Consider the following 15849-nt stretch of genomic DNA (forward strand, 5'->3'; position numbering starts at 1 on the left):
AAGCCCCCTCCCACATTCAGGTCGTCGGTAGACCTAAGAACCGTGCGATCTCTTCACGCTTGGCCAACGCATCACTGCGTCCCAGCTCGATCAACTCGCTGCAATAGCCCGCCTCGAACAACAAGTAACTCAACACCCCCGCCCCGCTCGTCTTGGTCGCTCCCGGCCCACGCAGGAACAAACGCAACGCCGCCGGCAATTCCTGGCGATGGCGCGCCGCGATTTCATCGATCGGCTGGCTGGGTGCGATCACCAGCACCTCCACCGGTGCCAGGCCACGGGCTGCGCTGTCGGCCGGCTGCAAATGGCTGAACTGGTTCAAGCGCTCCAGCAACTCAATGTCACTTTCCAGGCTGTCGATGAACGTGCTGTTGAGCATGTGCCCACCGATCTGTGCCAGGGTCGGTTGCTGGCCGGTGTAGGTGCGTTGTATTGCCGGCTCGTTGCCCCTTGGGTTGCCGCTGACCCCCACCACCAGCACGCGGCTGGCGCCCAGGTGCAGGGCCGGGCTGATTGGCGCCGATTGACGCACGGCGCCGTCGCCGAAGTATTCCTCGTCAAGCTTCACCGGGGCAAACAGCAACGGGATCGCGGAACTGGCCAGCAGGTGTTCAACCGTCAGTTGGGTGGGGACGCCGATACGCCGGTGACGCAGCCACGCGTCGAGGGTGCCGCGACCTTGGTAGAAGGTCACCGCTTGCCCGGACTCGTAGCCGAACGCGGTCACCGCCACCGCATGCAGGTGCCGCTGCCGGATCGCCTCGTCGATACCCGCCAGGTGCAATTTGTCCTGCAGCAAATCGCGCAGCGGCGAACTGTTGAGCAGCGCCACTGGGAACTGCCGACCCAGGCCCAACAGGCTGTGGATCAGGAAGCGACTCGCCTGGCGAACCACCCCTGGCCAGTCGCTGCGCAACACCAGATGGCTGCGAAAGCCCTGCCAGAAGGCGGTAAGCCGTTGCACGGCCGCCGTGAAGTCCATTGCACCGCTGGCCAGGCTCACCGCGTTGATCGCGCCCGCCGAGGTACCGACGATCACCGGAAAAGGATTCGGTGCCCCCGGCGGCAACAATTCGGCAATCGCCGCCAATACCCCCACCTGATACGCCGCTCGCGCCCCGCCGCCGGAAAGAATCAAGCCTGTAACCGGTTCAGCTGGGCGCATTGCGTCACTCCATAAAGGGGGAAAGATCTGACTGATCAGCGGCGTTTTTCGTACAGCTTGGGTTCACCCGGTGGCCGGCTCTTGAAGCGCCGGTGCGTCCACAGGTATTGCTCGGGGCATTCGCGCACGGCGGCTTCAACCCATTGGTTGATGCGCAGGCAGTCCGCCTCATCGCTTTCACCGGGAAAATCGCTCAACGGCGGGTGGATGACCAGGCGGTAACCGCTGCCATCGGCCAGGCGCTCCTGGGTGAACGGCACCACCAAGGCCTTGCCCAACTTGGCGAACTTGCTGGTGGCGGTGACCGTGGCGGCCTGGATGCCGAACAGCGGCACGAACACGCTTTGCTTGGCGCCGTAGTCCTGGTCCGGCGCGTACCAGATGGCACGACCGGCGCGCAGCAACTTGAGCATGCCGCGCACGTCTTCGCGTTCGATGGCCAGGGAATCGAGGTTGTGGCGCTCGCGCCCACGGCGCTGGATAAAGTCGAACAGCGGGTTGCCGTGCTCACGGTACATACCATCGATGGTGTGCTTCTGCCCGAGCAGCGCCGCACCGATTTCCAGGGTGGTGAAGTGCAGGGCCATGAGGATCACGCCCTTGCCGTCCAGTTGCGCCTGTTTGAGGTGTTCCAGGCCTTCGACATGGGCCAGACGCGCCAGGCGCTGGCGCGACCACCACCAGCTCATGGCCATTTCAAAGAAGGCGATGCCGGTGGAGGCAAAGTTCTGCTTGAGCAGGTGCTTACGCTCTTTGGCGGTTTTTTCCGGGAAGCACAGTTCCAGGTTGCGCGCGGCGATGCGGCGACGTTCGCCGGCGACACGGTACATCCCCGCGCCCAGCAACCGACCAATGGCAAGCAGCGCACGGTACGGCAACCGAGTGACCAGCCACAACAGGCCGAGCCCCAGCCACAATAGCCAGAAACGCGGGTGAAGAAATACAGCTCGAAAACGCGGGCGATCCATTACAGATTCCGGTAAAGACAGGGCCGCGCATTCTACAACGGTTCGACTCGGCTTGCGGCGGGTGAGTGTTCTCGTTATAAGTCTCGACACTTTTCGTGACAAGCCGCTTTATGCCGACCATGAGCCAAACCGAACCGCTAGACCAAGATCCCGTGTTCCAGCTGAAAGGCAGCATGCTCGCCATCACCGTGCTGGAACTGGCCCGCAACGACCTGGATGCCCTGGACCGCCAACTGGCCGCCAAGGTCGCCCTGGCGCCGAACTTCTTCAACAATGCCCCGCTGGTACTGGCCCTGGACAAACTCCCCGCCGGCCAGGGCGCTATCGATCTGCCCGGCCTGATGCGTGTGTGCCGTTCCCATGGCCTGCGCACCCTGGCCATTCGCGCCAGCCGTATCGAAGACATTGCCGCAGCCATCGCCATTGAACTGCCAGTACTGCCGCCGTCCGGTGCGCGTGAGCGTCCGCTTGAACCGTTAGTCGACGAAGCGAAGAAAAAACCGGAAAAACCACCGGAGCCGACGATCAAGCCTACAAAGATCATCACCACGCCCGTACGCGGCGGGCAGCAGATTTACGCCGAAGGCAGCGACCTGGTGGTGATCTCCTCGGTCAGCCCCGGCGCGGAACTTCTCGCCGATGGCAATATCCATGTATACGGCCCGATGCGCGGACGTGCACTCGCCGGCATCAAGGGTGATACCAAGGCGCGTATTTTTTGTCAGCAGTTGACCGCTGAGCTGGTGTCCATCGCGGGCCGGTACAAGGTTTCCGAAGATTTGCGCCGTGATCCGCTGTGGGGAGCCGGGGTGCAGGTCAGCCTGTCGGGCGATGTGTTGAACATCACCCGGCTTTAACGGATACTGCCGCATTTTCCAAGCATCTCTAGACTCTGATAGCACAGCGAAACCGGCAAGACTTGCGTAGGAATAATTGGAAGTTGGCGTTTCCCCCGTGGAAACCACATCTTTTTCCTACAAGGGCTGTCCGCCTGCAGCGAGTTCCAAGAGATGTTTTTCAGGGGCTGAAAAGTCCTTTTTCCTTAGGGGTGAAACACCTTGGCCAAGATTCTCGTGGTTACATCCGGCAAGGGTGGTGTGGGTAAGACCACCACCAGCGCCGCTATCGGTACCGGCCTCGCTCTGCGCGGCCACAAGACAGTCATCGTCGACTTCGACGTCGGTTTGCGTAACCTCGACCTGATCATGGGCTGCGAACGTCGCGTGGTGTATGACTTCGTCAACGTGGTGAACGGCGAAGCCAACCTGCAACAGGCCCTGATCAAGGACAAGCGCCTTGAGAACCTGTACGTGCTGGCCGCCAGCCAGACCCGTGACAAGGATGCGTTGACCAAGGAAGGCGTAGGCAAGGTCCTCGCCGAGCTGAAGGAAACCTTCGAATACGTGGTGTGCGACTCCCCGGCGGGTATCGAAACCGGTGCTCACCTGGCGATGTACTTCGCCGATGAAGCCATCGTGGTGACCAACCCGGAAGTTTCCTCTGTACGTGACTCGGACCGCATGCTCGGCCTTTTGGCCAGCAAATCCCAGCGCGCCGAAAAAGGCGAAGACCCGATCAAGGAACACCTGCTGCTCACCCGCTACAACCCTGAGCGCGTCAGCAATGGCGAAATGCTCGGCGTTGAAGACGTCAAGGACATCCTTGCGGTGACTCTGCTGGGCGTGATCCCGGAATCCCAGGCTGTGCTGAAGGCGTCCAACCAGGGCGTGCCGGTGATTCTTGACGACCAGAGCGACGCCGGCCAGGCGTACAGCGATGCTGTCGATCGCCTGCTGGGCAAGACCGTGGAACATCGCTTCCTCGATGTAAAGAAGAAGGGATTCTTCGAGCGTATCTTTGGAGGCAACTAAACAATGAAATTTCTCGACTTCTTTCGCGCCAACAAAAAACCAAGCACCGCATCGGTCGCGAAAGAGCGTCTACAGATCATCGTGGCGCACGAACGCGGCCAACGCAGCACCCCGGATTACCTGCCGGCCTTGCAGAAGGAACTGGTCGAGGTGATCCGCAAGTACGTCAATATCGGTAACGATGACGTGCATGTCGCCCTGGAAAATGACGGCAGCTGCTCGATTCTGGAACTCAATATCACCCTGCCTGATCGCTGATCGAACAGGCGGCCGCCACGGCGGCTCGTTCACCCTGTCCCTCATCGGGGGACTGGGTGGGCGAGTCGCCGTTGGCGTTTGTTACGAGGCTGTTTAATGCCGCTGTCCAATGTCCACATCCTTTATCAGGACGACGCTGTCCTGGTGGTGAACAAGCCGACCCTGCTGCTCTCGGTGCCTGGCCGTGCCGACGACAACAAGGACTGCCTGATCACCCGCCTGCAGGAAAACGGCTACCCCGAAGCCCGTATCGTCCATCGCCTGGACTGGGAGACCTCGGGTATCATCCTGCTGGCGCGGGACGCCGATACCCATCGCGAACTGTCGCGCCAGTTTCACGACCGCGAAACCGAAAAAGCCTACACCGCCCTGGCCTGGGGCCAACCAGCACTGGACAGCGGCAGTATCGACCTGCCCCTGCGCTATGACCCACCGACCAAGCCGCGTCACGTGGTGGACCACGAGTTCGGCAAGCATGCGCTGACCTTCTGGAAGGTGCTGGAACGTTGTGGCGATTGGTGTCGAGTAGAACTGACGCCGATCACCGGGCGCTCTCACCAGTTGCGCGTGCATATGCTGTCCATCGGCCACCCGCTACTGGGTGATGGCCTGTACGCCCATGAACAAGCCCTGGCCGCCTGGCCGCGGCTGTGCCTGCACGCGAGCATGCTGAGCTTCACGCATCCGCAAAGCGGCGAGCGTCTACGCTTCGAGTGCCCTGCCCCTTTTTAAGCTGTAAACACAGTCAAATGTGGGGGCAAGCCCCCTCCCACATTTGTTCTGTGCACTTGCAGCCATCGAACGGTAAACTGCGCGCACTGCTGTCTGGAGCTATTTATGCGCGAAGCGTTGAATCAAGGCCTGATCGACTTCCTCAAGGCCTCCCCTACTCCTTTTCATGCCACTGCCGCCCTGGCCCAGCGCCTCGAAGCGGCCGGTTATCAGCGTCTCGACGAGCGCGAGACCTGGACCACCGAAGCCAACGGTCGCTACTACGTGACCCGCAACGACTCCTCGATCATCGCCTTCAAGCTCGGCCGTCATTCGCCGCTGCAGGGTGGTATCCGCCTGGTCGGTGCCCATACCGACAGCCCGTGCCTGCGAGTCAAGCCCCAGCCCGAGCTGCAACGCCAGGGTTTCTGGCAACTGGGCGTTGAAGTCTACGGCGGCGCGCTGCTGGCGCCATGGTTCGACCGCGACCTGTCCCTGGCCGGCCGCGTGACCTTTCGCCGCGACGGCAAGGTCGAAAGCCAGTTGATCGACTTCAAGTTACCGATCGCCATCATTCCCAACCTGGCCATTCACCTGAACCGCGAAGCCAACCAGGGCTGGGCGATCAATGCCCAGACCGAGCTGCCGCCGATCCTCGCGCAGTTTGCCGGGGACGAGCGCGTGGACTTCCGCGCCGTGCTCACCGACCAACTGGCACGCGAACATGGGTTGAACGCCGATGTGGTGCTCGACTACGAGCTGAGCTTCTACGACACGCAAAGCGCCGCGGTGATCGGCCTCAATGGCGACTTCATCGCCGGGGCGCGCCTGGACAATCTGCTGTCCTGCTACGCCGGCCTGCAAGCCTTGCTCACCAGCGAAAGCGAGGAAACCTGCGTGCTGGTGTGCAACGACCACGAAGAAGTCGGCTCCTGCTCGGCCTGTGGCGCCGATGGCCCGATGCTGGAACAGACCCTACGCCGCCTGTTGCCCGAAGGCGATGAATTCGTACGCACCATCCAGAAATCGCTGTTGGTATCTGCCGACAATGCCCACGGCGTGCACCCTAACTACGCCGACAAGCACGACGCCAACCACGGCCCCAAGCTCAACGCGGGCCCGGTGATCAAGGTCAACAGCAACCAGCGCTACGCCACCAACAGCGAAACCGCCGGGTTCTTCCGCCACCTGTGCATGGCTCAGGAAGTACCGGTACAAAGCTTCGTGGTGCGCAGCGACATGGGTTGCGGCTCGACCATCGGCCCGATCACCGCCAGCCACCTGGGCGTGCGCACCGTGGACATCGGCCTGCCGACGTTTGCCATGCACTCGATTCGCGAACTGTGCGGCAGCCATGATCTGGCGCATTTGGTGAAGGTATTGGGGGCGTTCTACGCGAGCCACGATCTGCCCTGATCTCCAGTGTGGGAGGGGGCAAGTCGAATCGTCGCACCGCCCCTCCCACATTTAGTTCGGCGTACATCTGACCTGCATCACCTGCACTTCCCATAATCCGGCCTAGACTTGTCAGTATTCCCACTCCGACAAGGCCGTCGCCCCATGATCTCCATGTCCGCCTTCCACGCCATGCTTATCCCCATCCTGGTCGGCATGTTCCTGCTCGCGGTCGGCTTCAATTTTCGCGACAAGCCCCTCGGCGTGTTCGGCATGTGGGTCGGCATGCTGCTGATCCTGGGCACCGTGGTGTACAAGATCCTCGCCAAACTGGCCGAATGACGCTTGCCCTCGTACACTCGATCGACCTGTCGTCTTCAAGGTTGACCGCCTCGTGCTCTCCCGTCTGTTCGCCCTGCCCTGCTACCTGCTGATCGCCCTGCTCACCCTGCTTCCCACTTCGCCTGCCCACGCCGTGGGCTTGCCTGGACTGCTGGGCGGTACCGCCAAGGCTCAACCTCAAGCCGAGGTGCCCCTGGGGCAGTCCCTGGATGAGGTGATCAAGACCCTGGAAAACGACCAGCAGCGCAGCCAACTGCTCAGCGACCTGAAAAAGCTGCGCGCCGCCACGCAAAAGGCCCAGCCCGCCGCCGAACAAGGCGTGCTCGGGCTGATCGGTAGCACGCTGTCCGGCCTGGAACAGCAGTTTTCGGGCAACGACAGCCCGCTGGGACGCTGGTCCAATGAGGTCGACCTGGCCAAGGACGAACTCAATGCCTTGATGCTGCCGGCCAACGAGTGGCTGCCTATCATTTTCGGTTTTGCCCTGATCCTCGCGCTGTGGAGCCTGCTGGCCGCCGTGCTGATCTGGCTCAGCCACCGCGTGCGCGAGCGCTTCGGCCTGCCGGAAGAACTGCCGCAACACCCACGCACCTGGGACATGGTGCGCTTCGCCCTGCGCAAACTGGGGCCGTGGCTGATCGCCCTGGTGATCACGGTTTACCTGAGCTACGCCCTGCCCTCGTCCCTGGGCAAATCCCTGGCGATGGTGCTGGCTTACGCGTTGGTGGTCGGTACCTGTTTCTCGGCGATCTGCGTGATTGCCTTCTCCCTGCTGGACGGTCCGCACCGCCATCGCGCGCTGTACATCCTGCGCCACCAGGCCTTCCGTCCGCTGTGGTGGATCGGCAGCTTTGCCGCCTTCGGCGAAGCCCTCAGTGACCCGCGCCTGGTGAGCGCACTCGGCCAGCACCTTGCCCACACCGCGGCGACAGTCGCCAATGTGATGGCCGCGCTGTCCACCGGGGTGTTTATCCTGCGCTTCCGCCGGCCGATTGCGCACCTGATACGCAACCAGCCGCTGTCGCGGCGCCTCACCCGCCGCGCGCTTACCGACACGCTGTCGATCATCGGCACCTTCTGGTACCTGCCGGCGATGTTGCTGGTGGGCATCTCACTGTTTGCCACGTTCCTGTCCGCCGGCGACACCAGCACCGCCCTGCGCCAGTCGTTGTTGTGCACGGTGTTACTGGTGTTGTGCATGGTGATCAACGGCCTGGTGCGTCGTCACGCACTCAAACCCCAACGGCACAAGCGCCATGCGCTGTATTCCGAACGCCTGAAAAGTTTCATCTACACCCTGGCCCACTTGGCGGTGTGGCTGGTGTTTATCGAGCTGGGCCTGCGGGTGTGGGGCCTGTCGCTGATTGGTTTTGCCGAAGGCGAGGGCCATGAAATCGCGGTCAAGCTGTTCGGCCTGGCCGGCACGCTGCTGTTTGCCTGGCTGATCTGGATCCTCAGCGACACCGCGATTCACCACGCCCTCACCCGTTCGCGCAAAGGCCTGGCCAATGCGCGGGCGCAGACCATGATGCCGTTGATCCGCAACGTGCTGTTCGTGACCATTTTCATCATCGCCGCCATCGTCGCCCTGGCGAACATGGGCATGAACGTCACCCCGCTGCTGGCCGGTGCCGGTGTGATCGGCCTGGCCATCGGTTTTGGTGCGCAATCGCTGGTGGCGGACTTGATCACCGGTCTGTTCATCATCATCGAAGATTCCCTGGCGATTGACGATTACGTTGACGTCGGCGGGCACCTCGGAACGGTCGAGGGCCTGACCATCCGCACCGTACGCCTGCGCGACATCGACGGCATCGTGCACACTATTCCGTTCAGCGAAATCAAGAGCATCAAGAACTACTCGCGGGAGTTCGGCTACGCGATCTTCCGGGTGGCGATCCCCTACAACATGGAGATCGATGCCGCGATCAAGCTGATCCGCGAGGTCGGCCAGAAAATCCGCAACGACCCGTTGCAGCGCCGCAACATCTGGTCGCCGCTGGAGATCCAGGGAGTGGAAAGCTTCGAGTCAGGCAGCGCAATCCTGCGCGCGCGGTTCAAGACGGCGCCGATCAAACAATGGGAAGTGTCGCGGGCGTTCAACCTGGCACTCAAGCGGCAACTGGATGAGGCCGGGTTGGATCTGGCCACGCCGCGCTTGAGTGTGCAGGTGGTAACGGGGGCAACGGGCGGGTTGGAGAAAGACAAGAACGCTTGAACCTTTGGGAACCGGCTTGTTGTGGCGAGGGAGCTTGCTCCCGCGGGCTGCGAAGCGGCCCCACGATTTTGGGAGCGCTTCGCACTCCAGCGGGAGCAAGCTCCCTCGCCACAGGGGATGAGTCAGGCCAGCGCAGTGCCATCCATCGTCTGGCGCAGGCTCAATGGGCGCATATCGGTCCAGGTTTCTTCGATGTAGGCCAGGCACTCTTTCTTCAGGCCGCTCTTGCCCACGGTGCGCCAGCCTTCCGGCACGGCCTTGTAGTCGGGCCAGATGGAATACTGTTCTTCATGGTTGACCACTACCTGAAACAGGATGTCGTCGCGGTCAAATACTGAGGTCATTGCTGTTCTCCAGGGTTTGAAGGTTGTCTGCGCACCACGCGCAACGCTGATATCTATAGAGACGTACCACGCCGTGAAAAAATTAGAGGCTGGCCGCTGTGGCCGCCAGGGCTCGCCTGAAGATCCCGGCCCCTTCCACATTTGAATTGCATTCGGCTTCACAGCCCTCGATATTTTTCATTCAACGCATACAGAATCGCGCACGTCTCGGCATCCAGAACCCCACGATAATCCCGCGCGCGAAAGTGCATCTGGAACGCCCGCGTCCTGCGCTCAAAGCCCTGGCGATTTTTGGCCGGCGCATAGCCATAGCGCTGGAATGCGCGTTCCACTTCCACCTCCGGCGGCAGCCCCAGGCAAAACCGGCGCTGGTACATGGCCCGCGTCGAGTCGTCAAACCAGGCGCCGATTCCCGCCTCGAACAGGCACCGCCAGGGCAACCGGGGGCCCGGATCGCTTTTGCGCCCGTAGGCTACGTCCGAATGCCCGAGGATATCCGTGGGGCCGATTTGCGGGTAGCGCCCGAGGATGTCGCGAAGCAGCGCAATCAATACGTCGATCTGTTCCTCAGGGTAGGCAGGAAAGGTAAACACGCCGCCGTCATCGCGTGCCAGGTTGACCAGTTCGATGCCAATCGAGCGGCTGTTGAGATTGTCGCGCCCACCCCACTGACTGACGCCCGCATGCCAGGCACGCTTGTCCTCATCCACCAGGCGAAAGGCGCGCAACTCGTCATAACCGGCGACGCGGTAGCCGGGCTCATGTGGGTCGGGCAGCAGATAATGGGCACTGACACCGTCGCGGGTCAGGGTGCGCAGGGATGACGCGAAAGGGGCAGCGGTGTAATGCACGATCAACTGGCGCACCGGCTCGCCGTTACGTTCGTTGAAGCCCAGGGCAGGGAAACTGGTGTCGATGACCAACATAAGAACCGTCCTTTTCAATACAGGCCGAGTCGTTCGGCCCGTTCAAGCGCAAAAAAATTACCGCCATCCTGACGATCCGTACGTCAGGCGGGCGGTAACTATTTGGCACTTGAAAAAAGGATCAGCGCCGCAGCGGCATGCCCAGTTCGACGCGCAAACCGTCGACCTGGCTGTCGAACTTCAGCGAGCAGGAACAGCGCTGCACAATGGCTTGCACAATCGCCAGGCCCAGGCCGCAACCCTCGCTGTTGCCGTTGCGCCAGAAGCGTTGGGTGAGGTATTGCAGGTCTTCGCTGGAAATCTGCTTGCCATGGTCGCGCACCCGGAACACCACCTGCTCCGCGGTGGCGTGCACGCTGAGTTCGACGCGGGTGTCGGCCGGGGTGTGGCGCAGGGCGTTGTCCAGCAGGTTGCGCAGCGCCGCAACCGCCAGGCCCACAGGCATTTCCACCGGAGTGGCGCAAAGGTTGCCCGGCAGGATCAGGTCGATACGCGCGCTGTCTCCTGCATTGGCATCCTGGATCGCCAGCCGGGCCACCTCTTCGGCGCTGGACTGCACGCCATCGTCAAACGACAGGCTGCCTTCCACCCGCGCCAGCAGCAGCAATTGCTCAAGGGTGCGGTGCAGGCGGTCGGCGCCCGCCTCGGCATGCGCCAGGGACTGGTCGCGGGCCGCGCCGTCGGTCATGCGCGCCACTTGCAGGTGGGTCTTGATCGCCGTCAGCGGGCTACGCAGTTCGTGGGCCGCGTCGCCGGTGAGGCGGCGTTCGCGCTCGATGGTCTTGGCGATGCGCTGCAACAGTTGGTTCTGGGTGTCGAGCAGCGGCTTGAGTTCACTGGGCAACGGGTGGATCTGCAGCGGCTCCAGGGAGTCGGCACTGCGACGCATCAGTGCGTCACGCATGCGGTTGAGCGGCAACAGGCTCTGGCCAATGCCCAGCCACAGCAGGCACAGGCAGCCGAGCATGGCCACACCCACCGGCACCGACGCCGCCAGCAGGATCGACATGTTCAGTGCCTCGCGCTCCACCTGGCGGTCAGCGGTGGTAATCAACAGGTCACCACGGGACAGGGTAAAGCTGCGCCAGCCCACGCCGTCGATCATCTGATCGCGAAAGCCGCTGCGTTGCGACTCCAGGCCCTGGTCCGGGGTGGTGTGGCTGCGCGCGAGGATTTCGCCACGCAACGAGCTGACCTGGCAGGCCATGCCGCCGGGCACATTGAAGTGCTCGGAATTCAAATGCGCACCGCCGCTCACACTGGCCAGGCCCGGCATCTGCTCGGTGAGCCCGGCCACCATGCGCGCCGAGGCCACCAGGCGCTGGTCGAGGGAAAACATCATCTGGTTGCGCAGGTCGTTGAGCATCCAGGCCGCCGCCAGGGCCCAGATCACCACGAATGCGGCGCCGAGCTTGAAGGTCAGGCGCAGGCGCAGGCTCTTCACGAAGCGTTTTCTCCATCATCCGCCGGGCCCAGGCGGTAGCCCAGGCCGCGCACGGTTTCGACGATGCCATTGCCCAATTTGCGTCGCAGATGGTGGATGTGCACGTTGAGCGCGTTGCTTTCCAACTCGTCGTTGAAGCCGTAGACACTGTCCTTGAGTTGCTCGCTGGACAGCACCCGGCCCTTGTTGTGCAGCAACGCCTGCAACAGCGCCTGCTCGCGGCGCGACAGGTCGACCGGCTGGCCGCCGAGCAGGGTTTCGCGGCTGCTCGGGTCGTAGCTCAGGCGGCCGTGCTCGATCAGGTTGACGCTGCGCCCCGCCATGCGGCGCAGCAGGGTCTGCAGGCGTGCGGCCAATTCACGCAGGTCGAAGGGTTTGAGCAGGTAGTCATCGGCGCCCGCTTGCAGGCCGTCGACGCGGTTGGTCACCGAATCCCGTGCGGTCAGGATCAGCACCGGGATTTCCAGGCCCTGGCTGCGCAATTGCTGCAGCAGCTTCAGGCCGTCTTCGTCGGGCAACCCCAGATCAAGCACCATGATGTCGAAGGTCGCCGCCTTGAGCATCGCGCGCGCGGCTGCGGCGGTCGCCACGCGCTCGACCGTAAAGCCCTGGGCGCCGAGGCCGGCCACGATGCCGCTGGCGATCAGTTCGTCGTCTTCACAGACCAGTACGTGCATGCTGAACCCTTCATGAAAGATGGGGAGATTAGAGAAGCCAAGGATTAAGCGCGCATTATGCCGCCAAAGTTCACAACATCAGAAAATCCCTACACTCTAGAATAGCCCTCGGTTAATCATCGGTTAATCAACGCCACACATTGTGTGCCTCACTTGCATCGAACTAAGGCTTGACCATGCGGCATCTTTTTACCTTTCTGCTGGTGTTGTTCGCGGGATTCGCCCAGGCAGCGCCGGGCAACCCCTTCGAGACCAAACCCGATTTCCTCCCGGTGGGCAAGGCCTTCACCTTCACCTCCGAACGCCTTGAAAGTGGCGAAACGCAGCTGTATTGGCAAATTGCCGACGGTTATTACCTGTACAAGCAGCGCATGAAGTTCGATGGCCTGGCCGAAAAGCCGGCATTGCCCGAAGGCGAAGCCCACAGCGATGAGTTCTTTGGCGAGCAGCAAGTGTATCGCCAGGGCCTGGAAGTGAAGATACCGGCCGGTGTCACCGGCCAGATCAAGCTGGGCTGGCAGGGCTGCGCCGACGCGGGCCTGTGCTACCCGCCGCAGTCGATCACCGTGGACCTGGGCGGCAACCCGGCCGTCGCAGCCACCGCGCAGGCCCAGGACCAGAGCCTGGCCAGCGGCCTGCAACAGCGCAGCCTGGGTTGGAGCCTGCTGGTGTTCTTCGGCCTCGGCCTGCTGCTGGCGTTCGCCCCGTGTTCGTTGCCGATGCTGCCGATCCTTGCCGGCCTGGTGGTGGGCAGCGGTGCCAGCCCGCGCCGCGGGTTTGCCCTGGCCAGCAGCTATGTGGTGTGCATGGCCCTGGTGTATGCCGCCCTCGGTGTGCTGGCCGCATTGCTCGGCGCCAACCTCGCCGCGCTGCTGCAAACCCCGTGGATCCTCGGCAGTTTCGCCGCCTTGTTCGTGATCCTTGCCCTGCCGATGTTCGGCTTCTTCGAATTGCAACTGCCGGCGTTCCTGCGTGATCGCCTGGACAACGTCAGCCGTCAACGAAGCGGCGGCAGTCTCGTCGGCGCGGGTGTACTCGGCGCGCTGTCCGGTCTGCTGGTGGGCCCGTGCATGACCGCGCCGCTGGCCGGCGCGCTGCTGTATATAGCCCAGAGCGGCAATGCGTTGCACGGTGGCCTGATCCTGTTCGCCATGGGCATCGGCATCGGTATTCCGCTGTTGCTGCTGGTGACCGTGGGCAATCGCTTCCTGCCCAAGCCGGGCACCTGGATGAACGTGCTCAAGGGCATCTTCGGCTTTCTGTTCCTCGGCACCGCGGTGCTGATGATTCGCCCGGTCGTTGGCGAAAGCCTGTGGATTGGCCTGTGGGGTGCATTGGCTCTGGTAATGGCCTACTGCGGCTGGACACTCGCGCGTGAATATGGCCTGGCCGCCAAAGTGTTCGGCGCCGGTTCCCTGGTGCTGGGCCTGTGGGGCGCGGTGCTGGTGGTGGGCGCGGCCGGTGGCAGCGACGACCTGTGGCAACCGCTGAAGGTCTACAGTGGCTCGCGGGTAGCCGGTGCGCCGACCGCCCACGATGCCTTCATGACCATCAACGATCCGGCCGTGCTGCAAAGCCAGCTCGACAGCGCCAAGGCCCATGGCCAGTGGGTGCTGGTGGACTACTACGCCGACTGGTGCGTGTCGTGCAAGATCATGGAAAAACAGGTGTTCGGCCAACCTCAGGTGCTGGAGGCCCTGAAAGACGTGCGCCTGCTGCGCCTGGACGTCACCGCCGACAACGCCGCCAGCCGCGAACTGCTGGGCCGCTACAAAGTGCCGGGCCCACCGAGCTTTGTCTGGATCGGCCCTGATGGTGAAGAACGCCGCGCCCAGCGCATCACCGGCGAAGTAAACGCCGACGCCTTCCTGCAACGCTGGAACCAGACCCGAGACGCCCTCTGATGCTGACCTTGACCATCGGCACCTTCGCCATCGCGCTCAATCACATCCTGCTCATCAGCGCGCTGATTCTCGCCACCCTGGTGGGTTGGCGCGTGGCCAAGCGTGGCGGTGAAAACCCGGAATCGGTGCTGTTCAGCCTGTTCCTGTTGGGCATGCTGGCCGCGCGCGTCAGCTTCGTGGCGATGTACTGGAGTTACTACCGTAACGACCCGCTGCAGATGGTCGACCTGCGCGACGGTGGCTTTCTCGCCTGGCCGGGTATCGTCGTGCTGATCGTCGCCGCGCTGGCCTACGGCTGGCGTCGCCCGGCGCTGCGCAAGCCGTTGAGCGCCGGGGTGATTACCGGCCTGCTGTTCTGGGGCATGACCAGCCTGTCGCTGAACGTCTATGAAAAAGGCACGCGCCTGCCGGACATCACCTTGCGCACGGCCAATGGCGAGGTGGTGCAACTGGCCGATTACCAGGGCGGCCCTCTGGTGATCAATCTGTGGGCCACTTGGTGCCCGCCGTGCCGACGCGAAATGCCGGTACTCGAAAGTGCCCAGCGCATGCGCCCCGACGTGACCTTCCTATTCGTCAACCAGGCCGAAAGCATGCAAAGCGTGAGTACTTTCCTGGCTACCCAGGGGTTGACCCTCGACAACGTATTGTTCGACGCCGGCGGCCGCCTCGGCCAGGCCGTGGGCTCCATGGCCCTGCCGACCACGCTGTTCTACACAGCCGACGGGCGCCTGATCAACAGCCACCTGGGCGAGTTGTCCCAGGCCAGCCTGGCCCGCGCCATGGAACCCTTCGACACCCTCGCCCCTGCCGCCACAAGGAAACCGACATGCCTCGCCTCCGCCACCTGCTGACCCTGCTGCCTCTGACGCTGGCCGCCACCCTCGCCCAGGCCGAAGACTGGCCGGCGCCGATCAAACAGATCGAAGCCAAGGGCGCCAAAATCATCGGCAAGTTCGAGGCTCCCAGCGGCCTCACCGGCTACGCCGCGCAGTACCAGAACCGAGGCATGGCCCTGTACCTGACCGCCGACGGCAACAGCGTGATTGCCGGCAACCTCTACGACGCCCAGGGCAATGACCTGAGTACGCAGCCTCTGGAAAAACTGGTATACGCGCCCATGGCCAAGCAAGTCTGGGCCAAGATGGAAAACAGCAGCTGGATCCAGGACGGCGACAAGAACGCCCCTCGCATTGTCTATCTGTTCAGCGACCCCAACTGCCCCTATTGCAACATGTTCTGGGAACAGGCACGGCCGTGGGTAAAAGCCGGCAAGGTGCAGTTGCGCCATATCATGGTCGGCATCATCCGCGAGGACAGCGCCGCCAAGTCGGCCGCCCTGTTCGCCGCCAAAGACTCGCAAAAAGCCCTGGAAGAACACGAGGCCGCCGGCAAGGGCAGCAAGTTGCAGGCCCTGGCCAAGATCCCGGCGGATATCGAAGCCAAGCTTGATGCCAATATGAAACTGATGGATGAACTGGAATTGTCGGCGACGCCGGCGATTTTCTACCTGGATGACAAGGGTGGGTTGCAGCAACAGCAAGGGGCGCCGTCGCCGGATAAACTGGCGAAAATAATGGGGCCTAAATAGCGTTGATTCAGATACACAGTGCTCCCACCCAGGTG

General features: G+C 62.7%; 16 protein-coding genes. 10 read left to right on the plus strand and 6 right to left on the minus strand.

Features of this window, described 5'->3' with window-relative positions; translation table 11 throughout:
• Positions 1 to 16 precede the first annotated feature (16 nt).
• Both V6M90_RS04220 and V6M90_RS04225 read right to left on the minus strand, forming a co-directional pair.
• Positions 17 to 1165 carry a patatin-like phospholipase family protein gene (locus tag V6M90_RS04220; protein ID WP_141063260.1) on the minus strand — a complete coding sequence of 383 codons (1149 nt, stop codon included), beginning with the start codon at positions 1163 to 1165 and terminating at the stop codon, positions 17 to 19.
• A 35-nt stretch (positions 1166 to 1200) separates the two neighbouring features.
• Positions 1201 to 2133, minus strand: a complete 933-nt coding sequence (locus V6M90_RS04225) for a lipid A biosynthesis lauroyl acyltransferase (RefSeq protein ID WP_003175249.1) — start codon at positions 2131 to 2133, stop codon at positions 1201 to 1203.
• Between the two features lie 119 nt (positions 2134 to 2252).
• On the opposite strand from V6M90_RS04225, the gene minC reads away from it, so the two are divergent.
• The 7 genes from minC to V6M90_RS04260 all read left to right on the plus strand — a co-directional run bounded on the left by minC (position 2253) and on the right by V6M90_RS04260 (position 8928).
• Positions 2253 to 2990: a septum site-determining protein MinC gene (minC, locus tag V6M90_RS04230; protein WP_003175250.1), complete on the plus strand. Its 738-nt coding sequence runs from the start codon at positions 2253 to 2255 to the stop codon at positions 2988 to 2990.
• A gap of 201 nt (positions 2991 to 3191) precedes the next feature.
• Complete coding sequence (gene minD, locus V6M90_RS04235) at positions 3192 to 4004, plus strand: septum site-determining protein MinD (protein ID WP_017737535.1); 813 nt, start codon at positions 3192 to 3194, stop codon at positions 4002 to 4004.
• A gap of 3 nt (positions 4005 to 4007) precedes the next feature.
• The gene (gene minE, locus V6M90_RS04240; protein ID WP_003175252.1) at positions 4008 to 4262 is read left to right on the plus strand and encodes a cell division topological specificity factor MinE; all 255 of its coding nucleotides are present in this window, start codon (positions 4008 to 4010) and stop codon (positions 4260 to 4262) included.
• 96 nt (positions 4263 to 4358) lie between these two features.
• Positions 4359 to 4994: an RluA family pseudouridine synthase gene (locus V6M90_RS04245; protein WP_003175253.1), complete on the plus strand. Its 636-nt coding sequence runs from the start codon at positions 4359 to 4361 to the stop codon at positions 4992 to 4994.
• Positions 4995 to 5099: 105 nt separating this feature from the next.
• Positions 5100 to 6389: a M18 family aminopeptidase gene (locus tag V6M90_RS04250; protein ID WP_003175254.1), complete on the plus strand. Its 1290-nt coding sequence runs from the start codon at positions 5100 to 5102 to the stop codon at positions 6387 to 6389.
• A gap of 144 nt (positions 6390 to 6533) precedes the next feature.
• Positions 6534 to 6710 (plus strand): hypothetical protein, encoded by a 177-nt coding sequence (locus V6M90_RS04255; protein WP_003175255.1) that lies wholly within the window; start codon positions 6534 to 6536, stop codon positions 6708 to 6710.
• A gap of 52 nt (positions 6711 to 6762) precedes the next feature.
• Positions 6763 to 8928, plus strand: coding sequence for a mechanosensitive ion channel family protein (locus V6M90_RS04260; protein WP_332846127.1), 2166 nt, complete (start codon positions 6763 to 6765; stop codon positions 8926 to 8928).
• 122 nt (positions 8929 to 9050) lie between these two features.
• On the opposite strand, the gene V6M90_RS04265 is transcribed toward V6M90_RS04260, so the two are convergent.
• The 4 genes from V6M90_RS04265 to V6M90_RS04280 all read right to left on the minus strand — a co-directional run bounded on the left by V6M90_RS04265 (position 9051) and on the right by V6M90_RS04280 (position 12319).
• Entirely contained in the window at positions 9051 to 9272 is a 222-nt protein-coding gene (locus V6M90_RS04265) for an MbtH family protein (RefSeq protein ID WP_003175257.1), read from the minus strand.
• Between the two features lie 158 nt (positions 9273 to 9430).
• On the minus strand, positions 9431 to 10198 hold the full coding sequence (locus V6M90_RS04270) for an N-acetylmuramoyl-L-alanine amidase (RefSeq protein WP_332846128.1): 768 nt from the start codon (positions 10196 to 10198) through the stop codon (positions 9431 to 9433).
• A 121-nt stretch (positions 10199 to 10319) separates the two neighbouring features.
• A complete protein-coding gene (locus V6M90_RS04275; RefSeq protein WP_332846129.1) occupies positions 10320 to 11642 on the minus strand; it encodes an ATP-binding protein in 1323 nt (440 codons plus the stop codon).
• On the minus strand, positions 11639 to 12319 hold the full coding sequence (locus tag V6M90_RS04280; protein ID WP_003175260.1) for a response regulator: 681 nt from the start codon (positions 12317 to 12319) through the stop codon (positions 11639 to 11641). The genes V6M90_RS04275 and V6M90_RS04280 overlap by 4 nt, the downstream gene beginning before the upstream one ends.
• A 176-nt stretch (positions 12320 to 12495) precedes the next feature.
• Here V6M90_RS04280 and dsbD point away from each other — a divergent pair, with 176 nt between their 5' ends.
• The 3 genes from dsbD to dsbG are packed head-to-tail and all read left to right on the plus strand — an operon-like array spanning position 12496 to position 15814.
• Entirely contained in the window at positions 12496 to 14223 is a 1728-nt protein-coding gene (gene dsbD / locus V6M90_RS04285) for a protein-disulfide reductase DsbD (protein WP_332846130.1), read from the plus strand.
• Positions 14223 to 15077 carry a TlpA disulfide reductase family protein gene (locus tag V6M90_RS04290; RefSeq protein WP_332846131.1) on the plus strand — a complete coding sequence of 285 codons (855 nt, stop codon included), beginning with the start codon at positions 14223 to 14225 and terminating at the stop codon, positions 15075 to 15077. Before dsbD ends, V6M90_RS04290 begins: the two co-directional genes overlap by 1 nt.
• On the plus strand, positions 15053 to 15814 hold the full coding sequence (dsbG, locus tag V6M90_RS04295; RefSeq protein ID WP_332846132.1) for a thiol:disulfide interchange protein DsbG: 762 nt from the start codon (positions 15053 to 15055) through the stop codon (positions 15812 to 15814). The genes V6M90_RS04290 and dsbG overlap by 25 nt, the downstream gene beginning before the upstream one ends.
• Positions 15815 to 15849 lie beyond the last annotated feature (35 nt).

It is taken from the genome of Pseudomonas lactucae, from assembly GCF_036688725.1.
GTDB lineage: Bacteria > Pseudomonadota > Gammaproteobacteria > Pseudomonadales > Pseudomonadaceae > Aquipseudomonas > Aquipseudomonas lactucae.

What these genes read in the sequence shown, in the direction of transcription:
- V6M90_RS04220 (WP_141063260.1), bottom strand. Translation starts at nt 1,165, where the DNA reads ATGCGCCCAGCTGAACCGGTTACAGGCTTGATTCTTTCCGGCGGCGGG.
- V6M90_RS04225 (WP_003175249.1), bottom strand. Translation starts at nt 2,133, where the DNA reads ATGGATCGCCCGCGTTTTCGAGCTGTATTTCTTCACCCGCGTTTCTGG.
- minC (WP_003175250.1), top strand. Translation starts at nt 2,253, where the DNA reads ATGAGCCAAACCGAACCGCTAGACCAAGATCCCGTGTTCCAGCTGAAA.
- minE (WP_003175252.1), top strand. Translation starts at nt 4,008, where the DNA reads ATGAAATTTCTCGACTTCTTTCGCGCCAACAAAAAACCAAGCACCGCA.
- V6M90_RS04245 (WP_003175253.1), top strand. Translation starts at nt 4,359, where the DNA reads ATGCCGCTGTCCAATGTCCACATCCTTTATCAGGACGACGCTGTCCTG.
- V6M90_RS04250 (WP_003175254.1), top strand. Translation starts at nt 5,100, where the DNA reads ATGCGCGAAGCGTTGAATCAAGGCCTGATCGACTTCCTCAAGGCCTCC.
- V6M90_RS04255 (WP_003175255.1), top strand. Translation starts at nt 6,534, where the DNA reads ATGATCTCCATGTCCGCCTTCCACGCCATGCTTATCCCCATCCTGGTC.
- V6M90_RS04265 (WP_003175257.1), bottom strand. Translation starts at nt 9,272, where the DNA reads ATGACCTCAGTATTTGACCGCGACGACATCCTGTTTCAGGTAGTGGTC.
- V6M90_RS04270 (WP_332846128.1), bottom strand. Translation starts at nt 10,198, where the DNA reads ATGTTGGTCATCGACACCAGTTTCCCTGCCCTGGGCTTCAACGAACGT.
- V6M90_RS04280 (WP_003175260.1), bottom strand. Translation starts at nt 12,319, where the DNA reads ATGCACGTACTGGTCTGTGAAGACGACGAACTGATCGCCAGCGGCATC.
- dsbD (WP_332846130.1), top strand. Translation starts at nt 12,496, where the DNA reads ATGCGGCATCTTTTTACCTTTCTGCTGGTGTTGTTCGCGGGATTCGCC.
- V6M90_RS04290 (WP_332846131.1), top strand. Translation starts at nt 14,223, where the DNA reads ATGCTGACCTTGACCATCGGCACCTTCGCCATCGCGCTCAATCACATC.
- dsbG (WP_332846132.1), top strand. Translation starts at nt 15,053, where the DNA reads ATGCCTCGCCTCCGCCACCTGCTGACCCTGCTGCCTCTGACGCTGGCC.